Source organism: Alkalicoccus halolimnae, from assembly GCF_008014775.2.
In the GTDB taxonomy this organism is placed as follows: domain Bacteria; phylum Bacillota; class Bacilli; order Bacillales; family Salisediminibacteriaceae; genus Alkalicoccus; species Alkalicoccus halolimnae.
The window spans coordinates 1,786,769-1,804,730 of sequence record NZ_CP144914.1 but is presented as its reverse complement, the minus strand read 5'-3'; the positions used below and the strand labels follow the sequence as shown (position 1 = coordinate 1,804,730).

Genomic DNA, 17,962 nt, shown 5'->3' with positions numbered 1-17,962 from the left:
ACCCCTCACTTCCCTACTCTTCATCTTCCTTCACATAAATAATCTCCACACCTTTTTCTTTTAAATAATTAAGTACTGCTTCATTTAAATTCTCATCTCTGAGAAGCCCGAGGGAAGGAGCAAGTTCCAGTTCCTCCAGTCTTCCTTTTTCGGCGTCTTCGATAAGTTCAATAACTTCTTCCATATTTTTTTCGTTTAATATATTCATTAATTCATCTCTCGTCATATTAAATCCCCCTCGCTTCGTTTATTCGTTTTTATCAAACGCTTCGGACATTTGCTTCCATACTGAACCTTTAGCTTCTTCTCCCCCTTCTATTCTGGCAAGTGCAAGTTTTGCCTGAAGAGCAACTTCAAACTCCGGATCGTTCTCTGCTGATCGCAATTGTTCAACTGCCCGGGAGTCACCCACCTCATATAAATACATTGCTGCCCGCCAGCGAACCAATTTACTTTTATCCTGAAGAGCTTTTGTCATAGCCTCTATTCCAGCTGTGCTGCCTAAATCAGAAAAAGCGTCACCTGCTGTTCTTCTGACAGTTACTGACTTATCCTCCATTGCCTGCTCAAGATAAGGAATGGCTTTATCATCTTCGAGCATGCCAAGGTACACTACCGCCAGTCTGCGGATAGAAGGTTTTTCGTCTTTAAGCGCTTTTTCAAGGACCGGAAGATCATTTATTTTAGGGTCCATCTGTTCGAGTGCAGCAAATCTCTTGCGCCAATCAGGTTCATCAAGCATCTCTTCCGTAACATGCAGCCACTCTCTAGTGACTTTGTTGTCTTTTTCGCCTTTTTCTGCCAGTGCAGCAAGCTGAAGCAGCCTTTCCTCCGTATAACTTGCCTCCAGCTCCTCCGCTACTTCTTCGGCAACAGCTTCAAGATCTCCGTAGCGCGGCTTGAATTCTTCCCATTTTCTCTGCATAACTACATTATCATCCGGCTTGGTTGCGTCTCCTACCGCTTTAATAAACTTCTCTGATAGTGCTCGTCTTTTTTCTTCTTCCCCATCGGTTACTTTCACCTGCATCGGAATGTTTTTAAATGTTTGAACCTGCACACTTATTTCACCGAAATGCTCGTCCGGCTGAACGATTTCCTGTGATTCAGATTCTTCTCCAAAAACTTTCTTCACTTCAGGAAGTATAGCCTGCCAGTCTGTTTTCGGGTGCCGGTCAACTGCCAGAAAATCAGCTACGTGATAAACTCCTTTTACTCCTTCAATACTCATAATATCTTTTACAAACTGAGGAGCATCATCGATAGAATTTTTATTATAATTATGTGCTTTGCCCTGCGGCAGGGATTCGCTTAACGTAAACTTCATCGTATTTGGACTAGGTGTTGGTTCTACTGCTGTTATTTTCACTTTTATCGACTCCTTTCCAAGTTCTTTTCATATCTTATCATAATCAATTAACTCTCCATAGCAGGGAGAAAGTTTCTATAAACTATCATTTCTGATAAAGTATAGGCTAAGCAGAAAAAAAGAAGGAGGCACGTTACTATGAAACTGGCAATTTTATCTGATATTCACGGAAACGAACAAGCTTTAAAAGCAGTTCTTGAGGATGTAAAAGATCGGGGAACCACAGATATTCTCGTACTCGGGGATATAGCATACCGGGGCCCAAAACCGAAAGAATGCATAGATTTGATACGTCCGCTGAGAGCGAAAGTTATCAAAGGAAATGCTGATGCATGGGCAGTCCGCGGTGTCCGGGAAGGAGAAGTGCCCGATAACGTGCTGGAAATGATGCAGAGCGAACAGACTTTTACACGCTCTCACATTACAGAGGAAGACGCTGATTTTCTGGATAAGCTCCCGCACACAACAGAAATACCGCTGACTAATAAAAGACAACTCTTTGCGTTCCATGCGGATCCGGAAAGTTTATTCAAGGTTGTTCCTGATGACGCTTCAAATGAAACACTTTCAGAATGGTTTGCCCATAATCCCCGTGCTGAATTTTTCACCTATGGGCATATTCATCTAAGTCATTTTCGGCATATTGACGGCAAAAAAGTATTTAATCCCGGCAGTATCGGACTTCCATTCGACGGTGATCCCCGTGCTTCTTATGTGCTCCTGCAGAAAACTGCAGGAGAAATCCAAATTGAATTTAGAAGAGTCTCCTACGACGTGGAAAAGGCCTTGGCTGATTTAACAGAAACAGGATATCCACAGGCAGCAGTCCCTCTTCTCACACACATTTATAAATTCGGTGAAAAACCCTCTTAACTATTACATGACAGCCCTGGCCACTGCAGGCATCATATCCTGAATAGACGCTTTATCGTGAAACTTCGCTTCCAGCTGACCGTTTTTATCTATTATTGCGGTCGTTGGAAGCGTCATGCATTGAAAGGCATCGTACGTTTTCTGGCCCTCATCCTGCAGGGATAAGAAAGGATAGTCCTTTTCTTTATAATGAGTCAGTCCGGCTGACTTATCTGTTTCTCTCCCCGGGACATGAATCATTACTATCTGCAGCTGATCCGAACTCATCGCTTCATACAATGTCTTTTTAGCTGCCAGATCTCTGCTGCAGTCCGGACACCAGGAAACCCAGAAAGTAAGCATTAGAGGTTTTCCCTTAAAATCAGATAGTCGATAATCTTTCGTTCCATTAATATCTTTCAATTCAAAATCAGGTACGGTCATTGTTATCACCCCGGATAAATTCATAGATTTTCAAAACATTTTCCATCGCGTACATTTTTTTTGTTGAATTGTTTTTTTCAATTCTTATTAGACAGGGAACACTTTCTATTTTCCACGCTTCAGCCAGCTTCGGCCAATAATTGATATCCAATTTTCTTACTTCAGAAACAGAATCCATTTCTTCCACTATTTTAATATACTTTTCAGCTACTGCACAGGTGCCGCAAAGGGGAGTGTAAAAATAAAGAATCCTTTGTTCATCATTATAAAATTCATCTGCTTTTTCCTGCAAATTTATTCCCCCCATGCTCTTAGTACTGCTCTTACCGGACATCCATCTGCTTCTGCCAAAGCCAGCGGTACCGCCATAAGTTCATAAAAACCAGGAGACACGTGAAGCCTGAGACCTTCAATAATAAAAATATTCCTGTCTCTGCAAGCTTTATGAGCGGGAAGTGCGGTGCTTGTCAAAGGATCTATTGAAGGACCATCCGTTCCGATAACTGAAACTCCCTTATCAGCTAACAACTGAACAGCTTCGGCGTCAAAAGCAGGGTAAGAGTCATAATTATGTTCCTTTTCTGTTGTTTTAAAAAGGACAATCGAAGTTTTCAAAGGAAGAATATCTTGAACGAGTTCTTTTGTGATCTTACTGACTCCAGTAAGTTCCACTACTTCAGCAGCTCCGCATAAATCATTGACATTTATATCCTCTATTGTTTTCCCATTTTTATCGTAATGATAAGGAGCATCTACATGCGTTCCTGTATGGGAACTCATCGAAATAATACCAGTATTAACAGAATCCCCTTCGCTGATCTTCATAGCTGCTTTGTATTCAAAATTTTTATCCCCTGGCCAGACCGGCATTCCAGGATACATTTTTTGAGAAATATCAATCCACATCTTTTCCCACCCTTTCTAATTTTACTAGCAGGCACTCGAGTAAAAACATGCTTTTGACTAATGCCCGGTTCCTGCTTATAGTGAGCGGCAGGAATGGTCCGACCGCCTTGTGTACAGTCCTCCTGTTCATTACAATTTCAATTAGAAATTCCCTCACTGTGCTTGACTTCCAAAATTACAGAGCTGAAAACTTTTTTCCATAAAGTTAAAAGAACGTGAAAAAGGTGCCTCGATAAACAGGAGGCACCGGGAACACTATTCGTTTTCTGAGTATTTTCTATCGAATTGTGTTTCTGACCAGTGAAACAGCTTCTCTGCTAATCTGCTGAACTCTATATCCAGATCATAACCGATTTGGAATTCCTGTTTCAAGTTATCGTCCATTCTTTCATAGGTATTTTTCAATTCCTGGCTGGCATGTGCCAAAGTTTCAAGTTTTTTACGTGCTGATTGAATTTCCATAACTGATCCCTCCTACTTATAGAAATTACCCTGCAGTTAAACTTCCTAATCGTCTTTTTTCTCTTCCAGCTCTGCTCCAAGCGTTTGTTTGAAATGCCTCAGCGCCCATTCGTGACCCTGAGGATCAAAACTTTCTACAGAGTCTGCATGAATGGTTATTTTAAAGCCTTTATTATAAGCATCGACAGCTGTGTGCAGAACGCATATATCTGTGCAGACTCCTGCAAGGTGGAGAGATGTTATTTCCCTTTCCCGGAGCTTTTGTTCAAGATTGGTACCTGCAAAAGCGCTGTATCTAGTTTTATCTATCCATTCGTAAGGAAGACCTTCTAACGCTTCTATATAATTACCAAGTTTTCCATACAATTTTCTGCCTTTTGTTCCTATGATATTATGAGGTGGAAATAAAGAAGCTTCCGGATGGAACGTATCTCCTTCTTCATGAGCATCAACAGCGAATACTGTAAAATGATGACTTTCTATAAACGAACGGGTCAGTTCCGTAATATTTTCTTCGATCGCCTGCCCCCGCTCTCCACAGGTCAGCTTTCCATCATCTGCAACAAAATCGTTTGTATAATCAATCACAATCAATGCTTCCATGCTCGTACCCCCTTTTCCATTGTCTAGCCCCATTATAACATCATAAGAAGGACTTTACAGTTTTACCAAATTGAGTTGTTATCAACTCAATTTATTATATAATTGAAGAAGAAAGCAAACTTTAATATAGGAGTGGATGCAATGAAGATTAAGTATAATATCATCAGCAAAGAACACGTGATTTACTGCAAAGAAAGTTTCACAGTCAAAGAAGCCTTGGAAGTCCTTGAAAAAAGCGGCTATCGATGTGTTCCTGTATTATCCGAAGACGGTTCCCTTTACCGGGGAAATATTTATGCACAGGTCGTTTACCGGGCGCTTTGGAGACAAGAAGTTTCAGAAGATGAACCGGTAATGAAACTCGTCGAGGACAGCAGTGTACATATACAGGAGACAGGTTCATTCTTTAGGGTTTTCACCAATATTAAGCAGTATCCTTATCTTGCTGTTACTAATGATAAAGGAGCTTTCACCGGCATTCTTACCCATGCGAACGTAATGGAAATTCTCGAAGATTCATGGGGTATTAAAAGAGGAAACTATACGATGACAATTTCCACCCATGAATATCAGGGTGCTTTGAGTGCAATTATGACGAGCGTTAAAAAATATTCGACCATTCATAGTATGATGACACTGGATAACGAAAGTACATTTTTTAGACGTGTAATCGTGACACTGCCTAAAGAAACTAGTGAAAAAACACTCGACAAACTCATCCACCACTTGGAAGCTGATGGGTTTCGTGTTTTCGATATAGAAAAAATTTAGGCTATACAAGTTGATAAAATGAACGGGATCGGGGTACGAGCCGAAGATCCATTCCGACCCAACACAAAAAGGACGGTATTAGCTGAGGGCCCCGAAAATCGCCCCCGTGGAAACGAAGGCTGATGCAAAAAATGTTCACTTTATATGTTCGAGAAATTTTTTCTCCAGAAAGAAATCTTAAACGAAATTACGAAAACAAATGAATAACAGAGATTGACCGGAACAATATTAATAATAAAGAAGAGGCTGTCCGCCGAAACTGCGGATCAGCCTCTTCTTTATTCTGCAGAAGCTTCTGCTTCTCTTTCAATCGATTCAACCTTCCGTTCTCCCCCGCTCTCAGTTAAATAATAATAGCGCGTTCTTTCCTCCATCGAAGTGTTCCCGCGTTCTTCAATGAGAAAATCCGCTTTCAGCATAATTCTTTCATCTCCAAACTCATTTTCCTCTGTTTCAAACTGATGGATTTCATCCAGTCTTTCAACTATACGGGAAGCTACCAGATGCTGATGCTGGCGCCGGCTTGCATGATAACCGTGGTTGTTCACTACATAATATGGTTCCATTAAAGAAAAGTTCTGATAATCCAGACTTTCCTCCCACGCCTCGAGGTAAGTTAATACAAATTCTTTTTCATTCTCTCCCCCGTCACGCTCTGATGATTCCCATACTTCTTCCCCTCCACATGCGGAAAGAACAGCCAGTAAAGAAATCAGCAGCATTTTGACTCTGATCAATTGAATAACAATTTTTCTGTCTTTCATTATTTCTCTTCGTCCAAAGCGTGTAAAACAAGGGAAAGAGTATATTCAATAGATTTATACTGCTCATTAAATCTCTTTTTCTTCGTATCTTTTTGAAAACAGGTGACTGAAACCATCTCAAAGTTCTCAGCCAGCTGATCAACCTGCTGGGGATGAATATAGTCAGGCTTATCTTTTTCCAGAAATCGAAGAACATGTGGCACCCATTCTTCAAGCTGCTCCCGCACATTATCTGCGAAAGGTTTTACCTGATCATAAAAATCCGCTTCCTCCTCCCCCAGCCGGAAACGCTGAAAGTAGGCATAAGCCTGCTCATTAAGTGTACGCAGGTTATTTGTCTGTTTCTTTAATAGAGTTTGTTGAATAGTCATCGTTTCACCTCACGATGATTGTATCAGAATACTTTCCCGGATGCGACAATCCCTTCTTTCACTTTTTATAATTTGGCCGCATTGATAATAAACCATCTATTAAAATTGAATAACATTTTCGTTTTTGCTTCTGTAAACAGCAGCTTTTGTTTTCTTGGAGCCTTTTTCCTGACGTCCGGGAGGATCTCCGCGCCCTCCGTATGCGTCTATGCCCTGACACCGGTTTTACGGAATGAAAAATTCATTTTGTCAAAAGCAGAAAGACTTCTCTGTCAAAGAAAAATAACAAAGCGGAAACGTGCTCTTGAAAGAAGGATATTGGAAAATTCCGAAGAACATGAAACTCTTCTCCAAGGCAGATCTGAAAAAGAGTTTTCGACATTTACCAGTACCGGATTTTTAAACAGCTTAACTTTAACAAAGCCTATTATTTTTGAATATGATATGATAAAGTAATGAAATTTAAAGAGTGGAGTGTTACTAAATGGCTATTCGCTACCCTAACGGAAAGAAATTTGAAAAAAAGCGAATCCCTAAGACAGTCAAAAACGACTATAAAAAAGATAACAGCTTCAGCAATAGGGGTATGAATTTTGAAGATGACATTCAAACGTCTAATGAATTTTACCGTTCCCAAGGCTTAGCTGTTATTCATAAGAAACCGACACCCCTTCAAATTGTAAATGTTCATTATCCTAAAAGGAGTGCTGCCGTCGTAACCGAAGCATATTTTCAAAAGCCATCAACTACAGATTTCAATGGTGTTTATAAAGGCATGTATATAGACTTTGAAGCAAAAGAAACAAAAAACAAAACCAGTTTTCCTCTTAAAAATTTTCACGCCCATCAAATTGAACATATGAAAGCTGTTCTTGAACAAGCGGGAATTTCCTTCGTGCTTGTACATTTTCGCGTGCATGAGGAAATATATTTAGTCCCCGGCACTTTCATCGTGTCCTGGTATGAATCAAAAGAAAATCACCGCAAATCAATTCCTAAAATAGAAATTGAAGAAAATGGTTTTCCTGTAAAAACCGGATACCATCCGAGAATTGATTACCTTGCCTCCATCGATAAATGGATAAATGGTAAATAGTTTATTCCAAAGTTTAGAAAGGAAGATAAGTTTATGGCAGACGACCTCTCAAGAAAAACAAGAAAAACGACAAACAAACCTGAAAAGAAAAAAACAAACCGTCCGAAAAAAGAAAAGAATTTGGATGGGTGGGTCAAAAAAACAATATTCGCTCTTTTAATATTAGTTATGCTTGGGATTATAGCTGGAGGCATTACCGCTTTTGCTATTATAAGCAACGCCCCTGAATTAGATCACGATCAGCTTACGTTATCCCAGAATCCTGAGATAACCGATATGAACGACGAAGTAGTCACCACTCTTGAATCTTCAGAAAATAGAACTTCAGCTGATATAGATGAAGTTCCTCAAGTAATGACAGACGCCGTTTTATCCATAGAAGACGCCAGGTTCTACGATCATTTCGGAATCGATATTCGCCGTCTGGGTGGTGCAGTAATTGCCAATATCCGGAGCGGCTTTGGAAGTGAAGGAGCAAGTACTATTACCCAGCAGGTAGTTAAAAATCTTTATTTTGATTTCGACAAAACAATAACGAGAAAACTTCAGGAACAGTACCTGGCTGTGCAACTGGAACAGCAGTATACTAAAGATCAAATATTGGAAATGTACCTTAATGCTATCTACTTTTCAGACGGTCGATACGGAATTGTAGAAGCTGCAAACTATTATTTCAGTAAAGATCTGTCTGAATTGGCAGTAGAAGACGCAGCTTTGTTAGCTGGTATTCCACAGCGTCCTACAGCTCACAATCCATTTAACAATCCAGAAACTGCAAAAGACCGCCGGGATACTGTAATAAATCAAATGGTTCGTTATGAAAAAATCACCGAAGAAGAAGGCGAAAGAGCAAAAAGTGTGCCAATTGAAGAGCAGCTCGAAAAAAGCGAGAGAGAAACTGGAGGCTATCAATCCTATATAGATGAGGTTTTAAACGAAGTAGAAAATATTGACGGTATCGAAGCGAGCGATATATACACAGGCGGTCTGAAAATTTATTCCAATCTCGATACGGAACTTCAGGAACATGTTGAAGATGTCATGCAGTCCGGTGACTATATTCAGTTTCCCGATGAATATATGCAGGCCGGTGTTACTCTAATGAACACTAATAATGGCCGTATTCATGCTCTCGGAGGAATGAGAGAAGCTGCAGAAGCGGCCAGAGGATATAACTGGGCAACGAACCCAAGCAGGCAGGCAGGTTCAGCCAATAAGCCAATTTTTGCCTATGGACCAGCTATCGATAATGAACAGTGGTCCACGTATCATCAAATCGAGGACGAGCCCCACGAATATTCAGATGGCACTTCTGTGACAAACTTTAACAGTGACAGTTTTCAAGGAAATGTTTCGATGCGGGAAGCATTGAAAGATTCTTTAAATATACCTGCTGTTAAAGCTATTCAGGAGACCGGTCTTGATAACTCAGAAAACTTTGCAGATCGACTCGGAATTACTGTTGATCCAATGCTCGAATCGTATGCCCTGGGAACTAATGGAGTTTCTTCTCTGGAGATGGCAGGAGCCTATGGAGCGTTTGGAAATGAGGGAAATTACAATCAGCCTCATACCGTCAGAAAAGTTGAATTTCCTGATGGCCAGGTTATTGATTTAGTCCCGGAAGAAACCCGCGCAATGAATGACTATACGGCATTTATGATATCTGACATGCTTCAGGATGTGATCACGGACGGCACAGCCTCCCGCCTCCAGATGGGTAATTTTGATGTAGCAGGCAAAACGGGATCCAGTAACTTTACACCCGAAGACAGGGAAAGGTACGGCATTCCCGCGGGCGGGCAGCCGGATGCCTGGTTTGTCGGTTACTCCCCTGAACTTACCGCTTCAATCTGGACTGGTTACCCATCAAATGAAGATGGATACATCTCCAGAGATAATAACGATCATCATATCTCCATGGATATTTTTCAGGCTGTTATGAACTTTGCACATGAAGGCCGGGAAACAGGCTCCTTTTCACAGCCTGATTCTGTTGTCGAGGTCGCAGTGGAAGAGTCCACCGGTATGCTTCCAAGTGAATATACTCCATCCAGCGAAATTGTTGAAGAGTTTTTTGTTCGCGGCACAGAACCTGGAACCGTTTCCGAAGAATATGAAATTGAAGAAGTATCCGGAATCGACGGTTTGAATGCAGAGTACAATGAATCTGAAGACACTATAGATATTATATGGGATTTTCCAGAAGAGGAAAGAGATTCTATATCATTTCTAATAGAAATTTCGGAGCCGGGGTCAGACTCATTCCAGGAAATAGAATCAACCGATAGCTTAGAATCTTCATACAGCGGACCAGAACAGGGAGAAACTTATAACATAAGAGTCACACCAGTTAATGAGGATATTGGTGAAGCTGCCGGGGAACCTTCAACTGTTCAAGTTGGTATTCCTGATGAATCAGAAGAAACGGAAGAAGAAAATAATAATAACGGCGAAGAAAACAATGCTGCTGATAATGAGGAAGAAAATCTTTCTGAAGAAGAAAGCAATCAGGAAACGAATGAAAATGATTCAGAGGAAAACAATAATAACAATGAAGGCGGCAGTAACAACGACAACAGCGGAGCTGATAATGAATCCAATAATGATGTGACAGAAGAGCCTGCTGCTGAAGAAGAAAATAATGAGCAGGAAAATGCACAGGAAAACGACAACGAAAGTGAATCCAATTCTAGTGACAGCAGCAACAATGATACGAATGAAAGCGAAAACAACACTGGTAATAATGAAAACTCCTCCAATACAGAAGAAAACGAAGAAGAGGGTGCCACACAGGAACAAAACACATCCAATGACAACGAGGCGGATTTAAGCGGAACAGATGATGATTTAGAGGAAGCTGGGTAATCAGTACCGCATTTTAGACGTTTCTTAAAGTTCCAGCTCGCGCTCAGCGTCACAAAATGTAAACAGCGGGAGAGTAAATTCATTACATTAATTTTTAAGCTGGTAAATCAATTTCTCAAACATTAAAAAGAAGGTAGTAGATCACCTGATTTATTCAGGTATCTTCTACCTTCTTTTATTAGCTGTTGGCTGCCTCGAAAAAAATTTGATAAATGAAAAAGAGGCGCTTTCGTTCCCATAGGGCCGCTTTCCGGGCGGGCCGGCCTCATCTAATCCCCTCCTCCCTGCGGTCGTGCGGGGTGGAGCCCGTCCTTTATCATCCCGACACCGGTTTTACGGAATAGAAAACCGAAGCGGAATTTTCAACATGTATCAACCACAGACTCCCTCGGTAAGATAGGTTTATCTCTCAAATACTCGCTCATTCGCAGGATGTTCCCCCTTTTCGATCGCACCTGACGGATAGATCAACGAAAGAAACGGAAGAGGAGGCGCTCCAAGACAGGCGGAAAGAAAGGAGGTCGCGAAAACTCCATTTTTTACCATATCCTGCACGTCTTCTCCACGCGGTCCCTGGAGGCTTTTCCTCCCATGTCTCAACGGGTCCATGCCCTCTCATTCCTTTGTCATGCCTGGCCAGGGGGTGGAGGCCGGTTTTGCTTTAACGACGGGTCCGGGCCCTTTGGTTTGTGGTATCCGGTCCTCCGTGCTTTCTTTTTCATCCTGCGAATAAGCCATGATTCGATGAGCCGACGGGACGATCACCCCCTAGACAGCAGACGGAAGCGGTCGGACTTTCTCTGAACAGTAGGGTTCTCCCCCTCTGGCGAGGGCCACGAGGATTCGTGCCAGCTTGCCCATCAGTTTCATGACCGACTTCATCTTTTTCATCTTTTTGCCCTGCACATTGACGTGGTGGAGGTGCCGGAAATCCGCGTTGTTTTTGATCAGGCTCAGCGTGGCCAGGTATAAACAGCGCCTCAGCCGGGACCTTCCGCGTTTGGAGAGGACCACTTGTCCTTTCCATTTGCCGGAGCTCGCTTCGGCCAGGTGCAGGCCGGCATGACGTAAGAGCGCATTACCATGGGCAAAACCACGAATATCACCGGCTTCCCCCAGAATCCCCGCCAGGGAGAGATCGCTGATCCCATCGATGGCAAGGAAGGAGTGGCGGTAGGTCACGTGCTCCAGGGTGGCAGCCACCTCGTGTTCCACCCGTTCCAGCTGGGCCGTGACCAGGTCCCATTCTTCGAGCAGCTGGTCCAGGTGCAGGAGATACGCCTCCGGCGCCTGCGTGCTTCCCACGGACCGTTTCGCCACCGCAAGCAGCGTTTCCGCTTTCCGGTGGCCGGCGTGACGTTTCATCCCTGTTTTCCATCCGTGGATCACGTCCGCCACGTCCAGCTCCCGCAGTTGTTTCGGCATGGGGAACAGCCGCAGGGTAGCGATGGCCCCTTTGCTTTGGAGATCCTGAAAGACCTCCCGGAGTTCCGGGAAGACAATATCGACCCAGCGGTGCAGCTGATTGATGGTCGCAACGCGCCGTTTCACGAGCACCTCCCGGTTGGCCATGAGCACCCGGAGCGAGTCGAACGTTTCCGACGTGGGATGGATCTGGCTGTAATAGCCGTTTTTAACCATGTCGGCAATCACGAGGGCGTCTTTGGCATCGCTTTTGGACTGGGTATGATCCCGGTTTTCTTTATTCTTTTTGACCAGGTGGGGATTAACGGTGACAACATCGATCTGCCGGCCCTTCAGCCAGGCGGTCAGGTTCAGCCAGTAATGGCCGGTCGGCTCCATCCCGACGATTTCGGTCGTACAGCCGCTCGCTTCCTTCCACGCAGCGATCCTGTCGAGAAGCCGGGTAAACCCTTCCTCGTTGTTTTCAAAAGCCAACGGCTTACCAAAGGCGATGCCCCGGTAATTGACAGCACGTGCCACGTGGTGATGCTGGGCAATATCCACCCCGATAATCAGGTGGCTGGAAGAAATACGGGCAATCCGTTGATTTTGTTGGTCCTGCATTTTAAACTTCATAGTAAGGTCCCTCCTCAAGGTTTGGAATAGTAGAGTCGTGTCTCTATTCTTATCTTAGCGAGGGGCCCCTGTTTTTTCAAAGTGGAAATTAACACTCTACAGGAATGCTTTAACACGGCTTATTTTTTTATTGTCTCTATATTCAGGAATTATGAGAAAGCTTTAATTTATAATGAATCCTCAGTTTTGGCTTAGCTTCTTTTATCATCTGCTGTAAAGTGATTTTTCGGGAAAAATGTTCGGGATGTTCATAAATAAACTGCAGTCTGTCACCCGCATTCCAAGGGGCAGCGGCGTGAAACTGTATATATTCCACAGCTTCCGCAGTACCGGTTACGTGAACACCATCCATCCAGTGATAGAGCTGTAAAAACCTGGAGAGCCACTTTTTCCCTGCTGGTTTACCTTCTTTTTCCCACTCTTTATAAAAAGTATCGAATAATAACTGTCTGTCCTCTGTTACAGCCATTCCCATAATATCTTCGGAAAAATAATTGGAGTGAGAAGTTTCATACCAGGGAGCTTCCACCTTTGAAATAGTATCTTTCTCATTATAAAAGGGCCCCGGGAAATAAGAAAACGGTACTTTCATCCTGCTTGTTTTCTCATGCGTTTTTTACCTTCCCGGCAGAGGGAAAGGAGTGGACAGTCAGAGCAGCCCGGCTTTTGGGCCTTGCAATGATACCTTCCAAAGAATATCATTCGATGATGGGTGTCCGACCATTCCTCTCTCGGAATTTTCTTCATCAAAGTTCTTTCTACTTCCAGGACGCTGTCTTTCCAGCGGCATAACCCCAATCGTTTGCTCACCCGCTCCACGTGTGTATCAACTGCAATAGCCGGCTCTCCAAATGCCACAGAAGCTACAACATTTGCTGTTTTTCTGCCGACACCTGCAAGTTTTACAAGCTCTTCTTTTTCTTTCGGGACTTCCCCGTTATACTGTTCCAGCAGCGAAGCACAAAGTTTTTGAATATTTTTAGCTTTACTGCGGTACAGCCCAATCGATTTTATATCCTGTTCCAGCTCTTCAAGCGGTACTTTCACAAAATCATCAGGACTGCGGTATTTTTTAAATAGATTTGGCGTAACCTTGTTGACGAGGGCGTCCGTAGCCTGAGCTGATAGTAAAACAGCTATCGTCAGTTCAAACGGGTTATTATGAATCAGTTCACATTCTGCTTCCGGGAACATATCTTCCATCGAATCAAGCACTGTTCTTATTTGTGCATTAGTAAGCATCAGCTTTTCCCTCCTTCCAGCCAATTGTAGCCGGGATGTGGCTTTGCTTGAGAAGCAGGTGCAGAAGAATTGGATCGGTGGCTTCTTACCTTTTCTCCATGCTGCTTGGCAGCGTCAAGTGTTTTCACTCCATTTCGTTTCCAATCGTGCAGTATTCTGTCAATATAACGGAAATTAAGTTTGGAAGAAATCACAGCTTCTTTCAGAGCCGCTTCAATTAGCTCAGGATCGTGTCCATCCTCATCGAACCACATTGATATCATTTCCATTTCCATCGGTGTGAGCGGTCTTGCAAATTCTACTTCAAATTTTTCAAAAAGCACTCCTTCTTTGTTCTTTGATTTTACATCCTCATCTTCCATTTCTTCTGCAGCAAGATACTCATACAGTTTCTCAAAAACAGGCTTTAAGGAAATTTCTTCTACGATGATATCTTTATTGGAATCAGACGTTTCATTAATTATTATAAATCTCGCACTCATCAATTCCCTTAGGATACGGGAACAATCCTGAACAGGCGCTGTCATTCTTTCACTTATCTGCTGCGGAGATGGCAGCCTTACGCCTTCCTGACGAAGCTGGTGAATATGCTGAAGGACTAAAAACTGCATATCTGTCAATTCCAGATTTTTATAATATCGGAACAAAGCTGCTGGAAAGGTGAAAGGAGTATCCTGCATCATGTCGATAATTCGATCTCTTTTCATCATTCATCCCTCCTTTCAGATTCAAACTTTTAACATTATTATTTAAGCGCTGTTTAAGTCCTTCGTAGATAATTACAGAAAGCCCGCACCCTTTGTTCCAAACGACAGTATAAAGCGCGAAGATCCTCCCTTATGTAAATACATTCTCAAGCTGCAGGTACTCCTAAAACAACATATGGGCATTAACAAAACTTTTGTATGAAAAGGCTGTCCGGCGATATGCAGGACAGCCCGGTTGTTTCTAAGGATAAAGACGGTTAAGCAGGCGTGGAAATGGTATAGTTTCACGAACGTGTTCAATTCCAGCTATCCATGCCACGGTCCTTTCCAGACCCAGGCCGAACCCGGAGTGAGGAACAGAGCCGTATTTTCTCAGATCGAGATACCATTGATAAGCTTCCACTGACAAACTATGCTCATCATAACGCTGCCTTAATAACTCTTCATCATCGATACGCTGACTGCCTCCGATAATTTCACCGTAGCCTTCCGGGGCAATTAAATCAGCACAGAGAACAACGTCTTCTCTTTCTGGATGCGGCTTCATATAAAAAGCTTTGATATCTTTTGGATAATTCGTTATAAATACAGGTTTATCAAATGATTCTGCAATGGCCGTTTCGTGAGGAGCGCCAAAGTCTTCTCCCCAGGAGAATTCATATCCTTCTTTCTGAAGAAATGTCACAGCATCATCGTAGGAGATACGAGGAAATGGAGCCTTAATTTTTTCAAGCTGTGCCGTATCCCGTTCCAGAGACACCAGCTCCTGGCTGCATTCTTTTAACACCGACTGCACAACATAGCTTACATACGTTTCCTGCAGCTCCAGACTGTCTTCGTGATCCATAAACGCCATTTCCGGTTCAATCATCCAAAATTCAATTAAGTGGCGGCGTGTTTTGGATTTTTCAGCGCGGAAAGTTGGTCCAAAAGAAAATACTTTGTTTAATGCCATAGCTGCTGCTTCCATATACAACTGACCACTCTGGGAAAGGTAGGCATCCTCATCGAAATATTTCGTGTGAAAAAGGTTGGTCGTCCCTTCCGCAGAGCTTCCCGTAAGAATTGGAGGATCTACTTTAACAAAGCCTTCCTTGTTAAAAAATTCATACGTAGCACGGATAATTTCGTTGCGTATCACCATGATGGCATGCTGTTTCTTTGATCGGAGCCATAAATGACGGTGATCCATTAAAAATTCCGTCCCGTGTTCCTTCGGGGTAATCGGATAATCTTTTGCTTCATGAATGATTGAAAAATCTGTTACAGAAAGCTCATATCCAGATGGGGCTCTGTCGTCTGCTCGTACTACTCCGGTAATATAAAGGGAGCTCTCCTGGGTTAACTCTTTTGCTTCTTTGAATTTTTCTTCGCCTATTTCAGCTTTCACGGCAACTCCCTGAATAAATCCCGTACCATCACGCAGCTGCAGAAACGCAATTTTACCGCTCGATCGTTTATTAGCAAGCCACGCTCCGATCGTTACCGTTTCTTCCACATGATTACCAATTTTCCTGATAGTTGTTTTCAATCAAAAAACCTCCAACAAAGATGATTACTGTTTATTAACAAATGCTTCAATTCGGTCAAGAGCTTCTTCAAATTGTTCTAGACTCGTCGCATAACTCAGACGAATATTGTCCGGAGCTCCAAAACCATCTCCGGGTACTACTGCCACTTTCGCTTCTTCAAGAAGCGCTTTCACCCAATCCTCTGTCGTTTTATAAGGGCTTTTATCAACCGCTTCCTTAACATTTGGAAAAAGGTAGAACGCTCCTTGAGGTTTTTGACAGGTAAAGCCCGGAATAGTATTCACACGGTCAAATACTTTTGTCAGCCTTTCTTCAAATGCTGCGCGCATCTTTTCTACAGATCCCTCGTCTTCCGTGTATGCAGCTATAGCTCCATACTGTGCCATGACAGCAGGATTAGATGTTGTATGACTGGCTAGATTAGCCATTTTTTTTATTATATCTGCTCTTCCAGCTGTATAGCCTATTCTCCATCCGGTCATAGAATGCGATTTAGATACCCCGTTAACTACCAGAGTCTGCTCTTTCAACTGCGGAGAAAGCTGAGCAATCGATACATGTTCCGCATTGTCATAAAGGAGCTTTTCATAAATTTCGTCTGATACGATCAATAAATTATTGTCGAGGCAAACGTCCCCTAGTTCCTTTAACTCTTCTTTTGTATATGTCATTCCGGTAGGGTTACTTGGAGAATTGATGATTATAGCTTTAGTTTTATCTGTAACTGCGGCTTCCACCTGCTGTTTCGTTACTTTAAATTGATTTTCTTCTTTTCCTTCTACGAACACAGGAATACCGCCCGAAATTTTAACTTGTTCAGGATAGCTTACCCAGTATGGAGTTAGAATAATGACTTCATCCCCGTCTTCGAGAATGGTCTGAAAGATAGATGAGAGCGTATGCTTCGCTCCAGTCGACACAATTATCTGCTCAGGAGAATACTCAAGGCTGTTATCTTTTTGCAGCTTGCTGCATATTGCCTGCTTCAGCGCAGGAAGACCCGCAGCAGGAGTGTATTTCGTATGACCATCCTTCATCGATTTGTAAGCCGCTTCGATAATATAGTCCGGAGTATTAAAATCAGGCTCTCCTGCACCAAGTCCGATCACGTCATGCCCCTGCTCCTTTAGTTCTTTCGCTTTCGCTGTAATAGCCAGTGTTGAAGAAGGTGTAATGGATTCAACTTTGGATGAAAATTTCATAAATATCGTTCCTCTCATCTGTAGGATTAGTTATTTTATGCGGGACTCAGCTGATAACTGCGTACATATTCCCCATTTGCAAAGGTAACATAATAGTAGCTCAATCTTCCTTCAGGGTCAGCATAATGGATTTCGTATACAGGTGTATCTTCCATCAGTCCAATTTTTACAGATTTCAATTCTGCTATGTTCGAGTTTTCCCCAGCCGCAGCAGCAGCCTCGTCAAATGAAATTCCTTCGCTGTGAGGGAGAATAACTGGATCAGTTTCTGATTCCGTTTCTTCCACAAGAACATAAATCGCTTCGTCTTCATTAGTTACAGCATCAATCACTTGGTATGAACGGCTCCCGTGAAAATAGTCCACATTCTTTACTTCCTGAATGTCCGCCTCCTCCATTGCATTTTCCACTGCTGCTTCCTGCCTTGCTTCGAGAGGGGAAAGGATAGAAGAGAAATAAAAATAAACAAAACCAGTGATAACAACTAATGAAGCTAAGAAAATATATAAACCGAGGTGTTTCATCAGACCGGATCCTTCGTATCGTATATAGTAAATACCATTTTCTCTTCATCTTCATGATCCAGTGCCAGACCAAACATAAGATCTCTTTCTTTTAAAGTGCGGTTTAAAGAGTCCACCAGTTTATAGGCATCTCTGCATTTTTCTATTTTAACAGTGCTCAGCAGTTGTACCTGATCTTTTCCCACTCTTATACCTCCCACCAGTTATGT

The 17,962-nt window shown here is 42.7% G+C and carries 21 protein-coding genes; 4 read left to right on the top strand and 17 right to left on the bottom strand.

Features of this window, described 5'->3' with window-relative positions; genetic code table 11:
* Positions 1–13: 13 nt before the first annotated feature.
* Together FTX54_RS08265 and FTX54_RS08260 are read right to left on the bottom strand one after the other, a co-directional pair.
* On the bottom strand, positions 14–226 hold the full coding sequence (locus FTX54_RS08265) for a hypothetical protein (protein WP_147802131.1): 213 nt from the start codon (positions 224–226) through the stop codon (positions 14–16).
* Between the two features lie 21 nt (positions 227–247).
* Positions 248–1,369: a conserved virulence factor C family protein gene (locus FTX54_RS08260; protein ID WP_147802130.1), complete on the bottom strand. Its 1,122-nt coding sequence runs from the start codon at positions 1,367–1,369 to the stop codon at positions 248–250.
* Positions 1,370–1,507: 138 nt separating this feature from the next.
* Between FTX54_RS08260 and FTX54_RS08255 the strand changes: the two genes are divergently transcribed.
* A complete protein-coding gene (locus FTX54_RS08255; protein WP_147802129.1) occupies positions 1,508–2,242 on the top strand; it encodes a metallophosphoesterase family protein in 735 nt (244 codons plus the stop codon).
* A gap of 3 nt (positions 2,243–2,245) precedes the next feature.
* Here the strand turns inward: FTX54_RS08255 and FTX54_RS08250 are convergent, their stop codons facing one another.
* The 5 genes from FTX54_RS08250 to FTX54_RS08230 form a co-directional block, all read right to left on the bottom strand.
* A complete protein-coding gene (locus FTX54_RS08250) occupies positions 2,246–2,665 on the bottom strand; it encodes a TlpA disulfide reductase family protein (protein WP_187254417.1) in 420 nt (139 codons plus the stop codon).
* A complete protein-coding gene (locus FTX54_RS08245) occupies positions 2,652–2,957 on the bottom strand; it encodes a thioredoxin family protein (RefSeq protein ID WP_246125529.1) in 306 nt (101 codons plus the stop codon). Before FTX54_RS08245 ends, FTX54_RS08250 begins: the two co-directional genes overlap by 14 nt.
* A gap of 2 nt (positions 2,958–2,959) precedes the next feature.
* A complete protein-coding gene (locus FTX54_RS08240) occupies positions 2,960–3,571 on the bottom strand; it encodes a cyclase family protein (RefSeq protein ID WP_147802126.1) in 612 nt (203 codons plus the stop codon).
* Positions 3,572–3,826: 255 nt separating this feature from the next.
* Positions 3,827–4,033 (bottom strand): hypothetical protein, encoded by a 207-nt coding sequence (locus tag FTX54_RS08235; RefSeq protein ID WP_147802125.1) that lies wholly within the window; start codon positions 4,031–4,033, stop codon positions 3,827–3,829.
* 45 nt (positions 4,034–4,078) lie between these two features.
* Complete coding sequence (locus FTX54_RS08230; RefSeq protein WP_147802124.1) at positions 4,079–4,636, bottom strand: cysteine hydrolase family protein; 558 nt, start codon at positions 4,634–4,636, stop codon at positions 4,079–4,081.
* A 141-nt stretch (positions 4,637–4,777) separates the two neighbouring features.
* On the opposite strand from FTX54_RS08230, the gene cbpA reads away from it, so the two are divergent.
* The gene (cbpA, locus tag FTX54_RS08225; protein WP_147802123.1) at positions 4,778–5,407 is read left to right on the top strand and encodes a cyclic di-AMP binding protein CbpA; all 630 of its coding nucleotides are present in this window, start codon (positions 4,778–4,780) and stop codon (positions 5,405–5,407) included.
* Between the two features lie 278 nt (positions 5,408–5,685).
* Here the strand turns inward: cbpA and FTX54_RS08220 are convergent, their stop codons facing one another.
* A complete protein-coding gene (locus FTX54_RS08220; RefSeq protein WP_147802122.1) occupies positions 5,686–6,171 on the bottom strand; it encodes a TcaA NTF2-like domain-containing protein in 486 nt (161 codons plus the stop codon).
* On the bottom strand, positions 6,171–6,542 hold the full coding sequence (locus FTX54_RS08215) for a YppE family protein (protein ID WP_147802121.1): 372 nt from the start codon (positions 6,540–6,542) through the stop codon (positions 6,171–6,173). The genes FTX54_RS08220 and FTX54_RS08215 overlap by 1 nt, the downstream gene beginning before the upstream one ends.
* 484 nt (positions 6,543–7,026) lie before the next feature.
* On the opposite strand from FTX54_RS08215, the gene recU reads away from it, so the two are divergent.
* Together recU and FTX54_RS08205 are read left to right on the top strand one after the other, a co-directional pair.
* Positions 7,027–7,638: a Holliday junction resolvase RecU gene (gene recU / locus FTX54_RS08210; protein WP_147802120.1), complete on the top strand. Its 612-nt coding sequence runs from the start codon at positions 7,027–7,029 to the stop codon at positions 7,636–7,638.
* A 33-nt stretch (positions 7,639–7,671) separates the two neighbouring features.
* Positions 7,672–10,506, top strand: a complete 2,835-nt coding sequence (locus FTX54_RS08205; protein WP_147802119.1) for a penicillin-binding protein 1A — start codon at positions 7,672–7,674, stop codon at positions 10,504–10,506.
* Between the two features lie 768 nt (positions 10,507–11,274).
* On the opposite strand, the gene FTX54_RS08200 is transcribed toward FTX54_RS08205, so the two are convergent.
* The 8 genes from FTX54_RS08200 to FTX54_RS08165 all read right to left on the bottom strand — a co-directional run bounded on the left by FTX54_RS08200 (position 11,275) and on the right by FTX54_RS08165 (position 17,938).
* Complete coding sequence (locus FTX54_RS08200; RefSeq protein WP_338484666.1) at positions 11,275–12,546, bottom strand: IS110 family transposase; 1,272 nt, start codon at positions 12,544–12,546, stop codon at positions 11,275–11,277.
* Positions 12,547–12,688: 142 nt separating this feature from the next.
* A complete protein-coding gene (locus FTX54_RS08195) occupies positions 12,689–13,138 on the bottom strand; it encodes a YpoC family protein (RefSeq protein ID WP_147804754.1) in 450 nt (149 codons plus the stop codon).
* Entirely contained in the window at positions 13,135–13,788 is a 654-nt protein-coding gene (gene nth, locus FTX54_RS08190; protein WP_147804755.1) for an endonuclease III, read from the bottom strand. Before nth ends, FTX54_RS08195 begins: the two co-directional genes overlap by 4 nt.
* A complete protein-coding gene (locus FTX54_RS08185; RefSeq protein WP_147804756.1) occupies positions 13,788–14,498 on the bottom strand; it encodes a DnaD domain-containing protein in 711 nt (236 codons plus the stop codon). The genes nth and FTX54_RS08185 overlap by 1 nt, the downstream gene beginning before the upstream one ends.
* A gap of 238 nt (positions 14,499–14,736) precedes the next feature.
* Entirely contained in the window at positions 14,737–16,026 is a 1,290-nt protein-coding gene (gene asnS, locus FTX54_RS08180) for an asparagine--tRNA ligase (protein WP_147804757.1), read from the bottom strand.
* 24 nt (positions 16,027–16,050) lie between these two features.
* Entirely contained in the window at positions 16,051–17,229 is a 1,179-nt protein-coding gene (locus FTX54_RS08175; RefSeq protein WP_147804758.1) for a pyridoxal phosphate-dependent aminotransferase, read from the bottom strand.
* 35 nt (positions 17,230–17,264) lie between these two features.
* On the bottom strand, positions 17,265–17,753 hold the full coding sequence (locus FTX54_RS08170) for a DUF5590 domain-containing protein (protein ID WP_147804759.1): 489 nt from the start codon (positions 17,751–17,753) through the stop codon (positions 17,265–17,267).
* Positions 17,753–17,938, bottom strand: coding sequence for a YpmA family protein (locus FTX54_RS08165; RefSeq protein ID WP_147804760.1), 186 nt, complete (start codon positions 17,936–17,938; stop codon positions 17,753–17,755). The genes FTX54_RS08170 and FTX54_RS08165 overlap by 1 nt, the downstream gene beginning before the upstream one ends.
* Between the last annotated feature and the right edge of the window lie 24 nt (positions 17,939–17,962).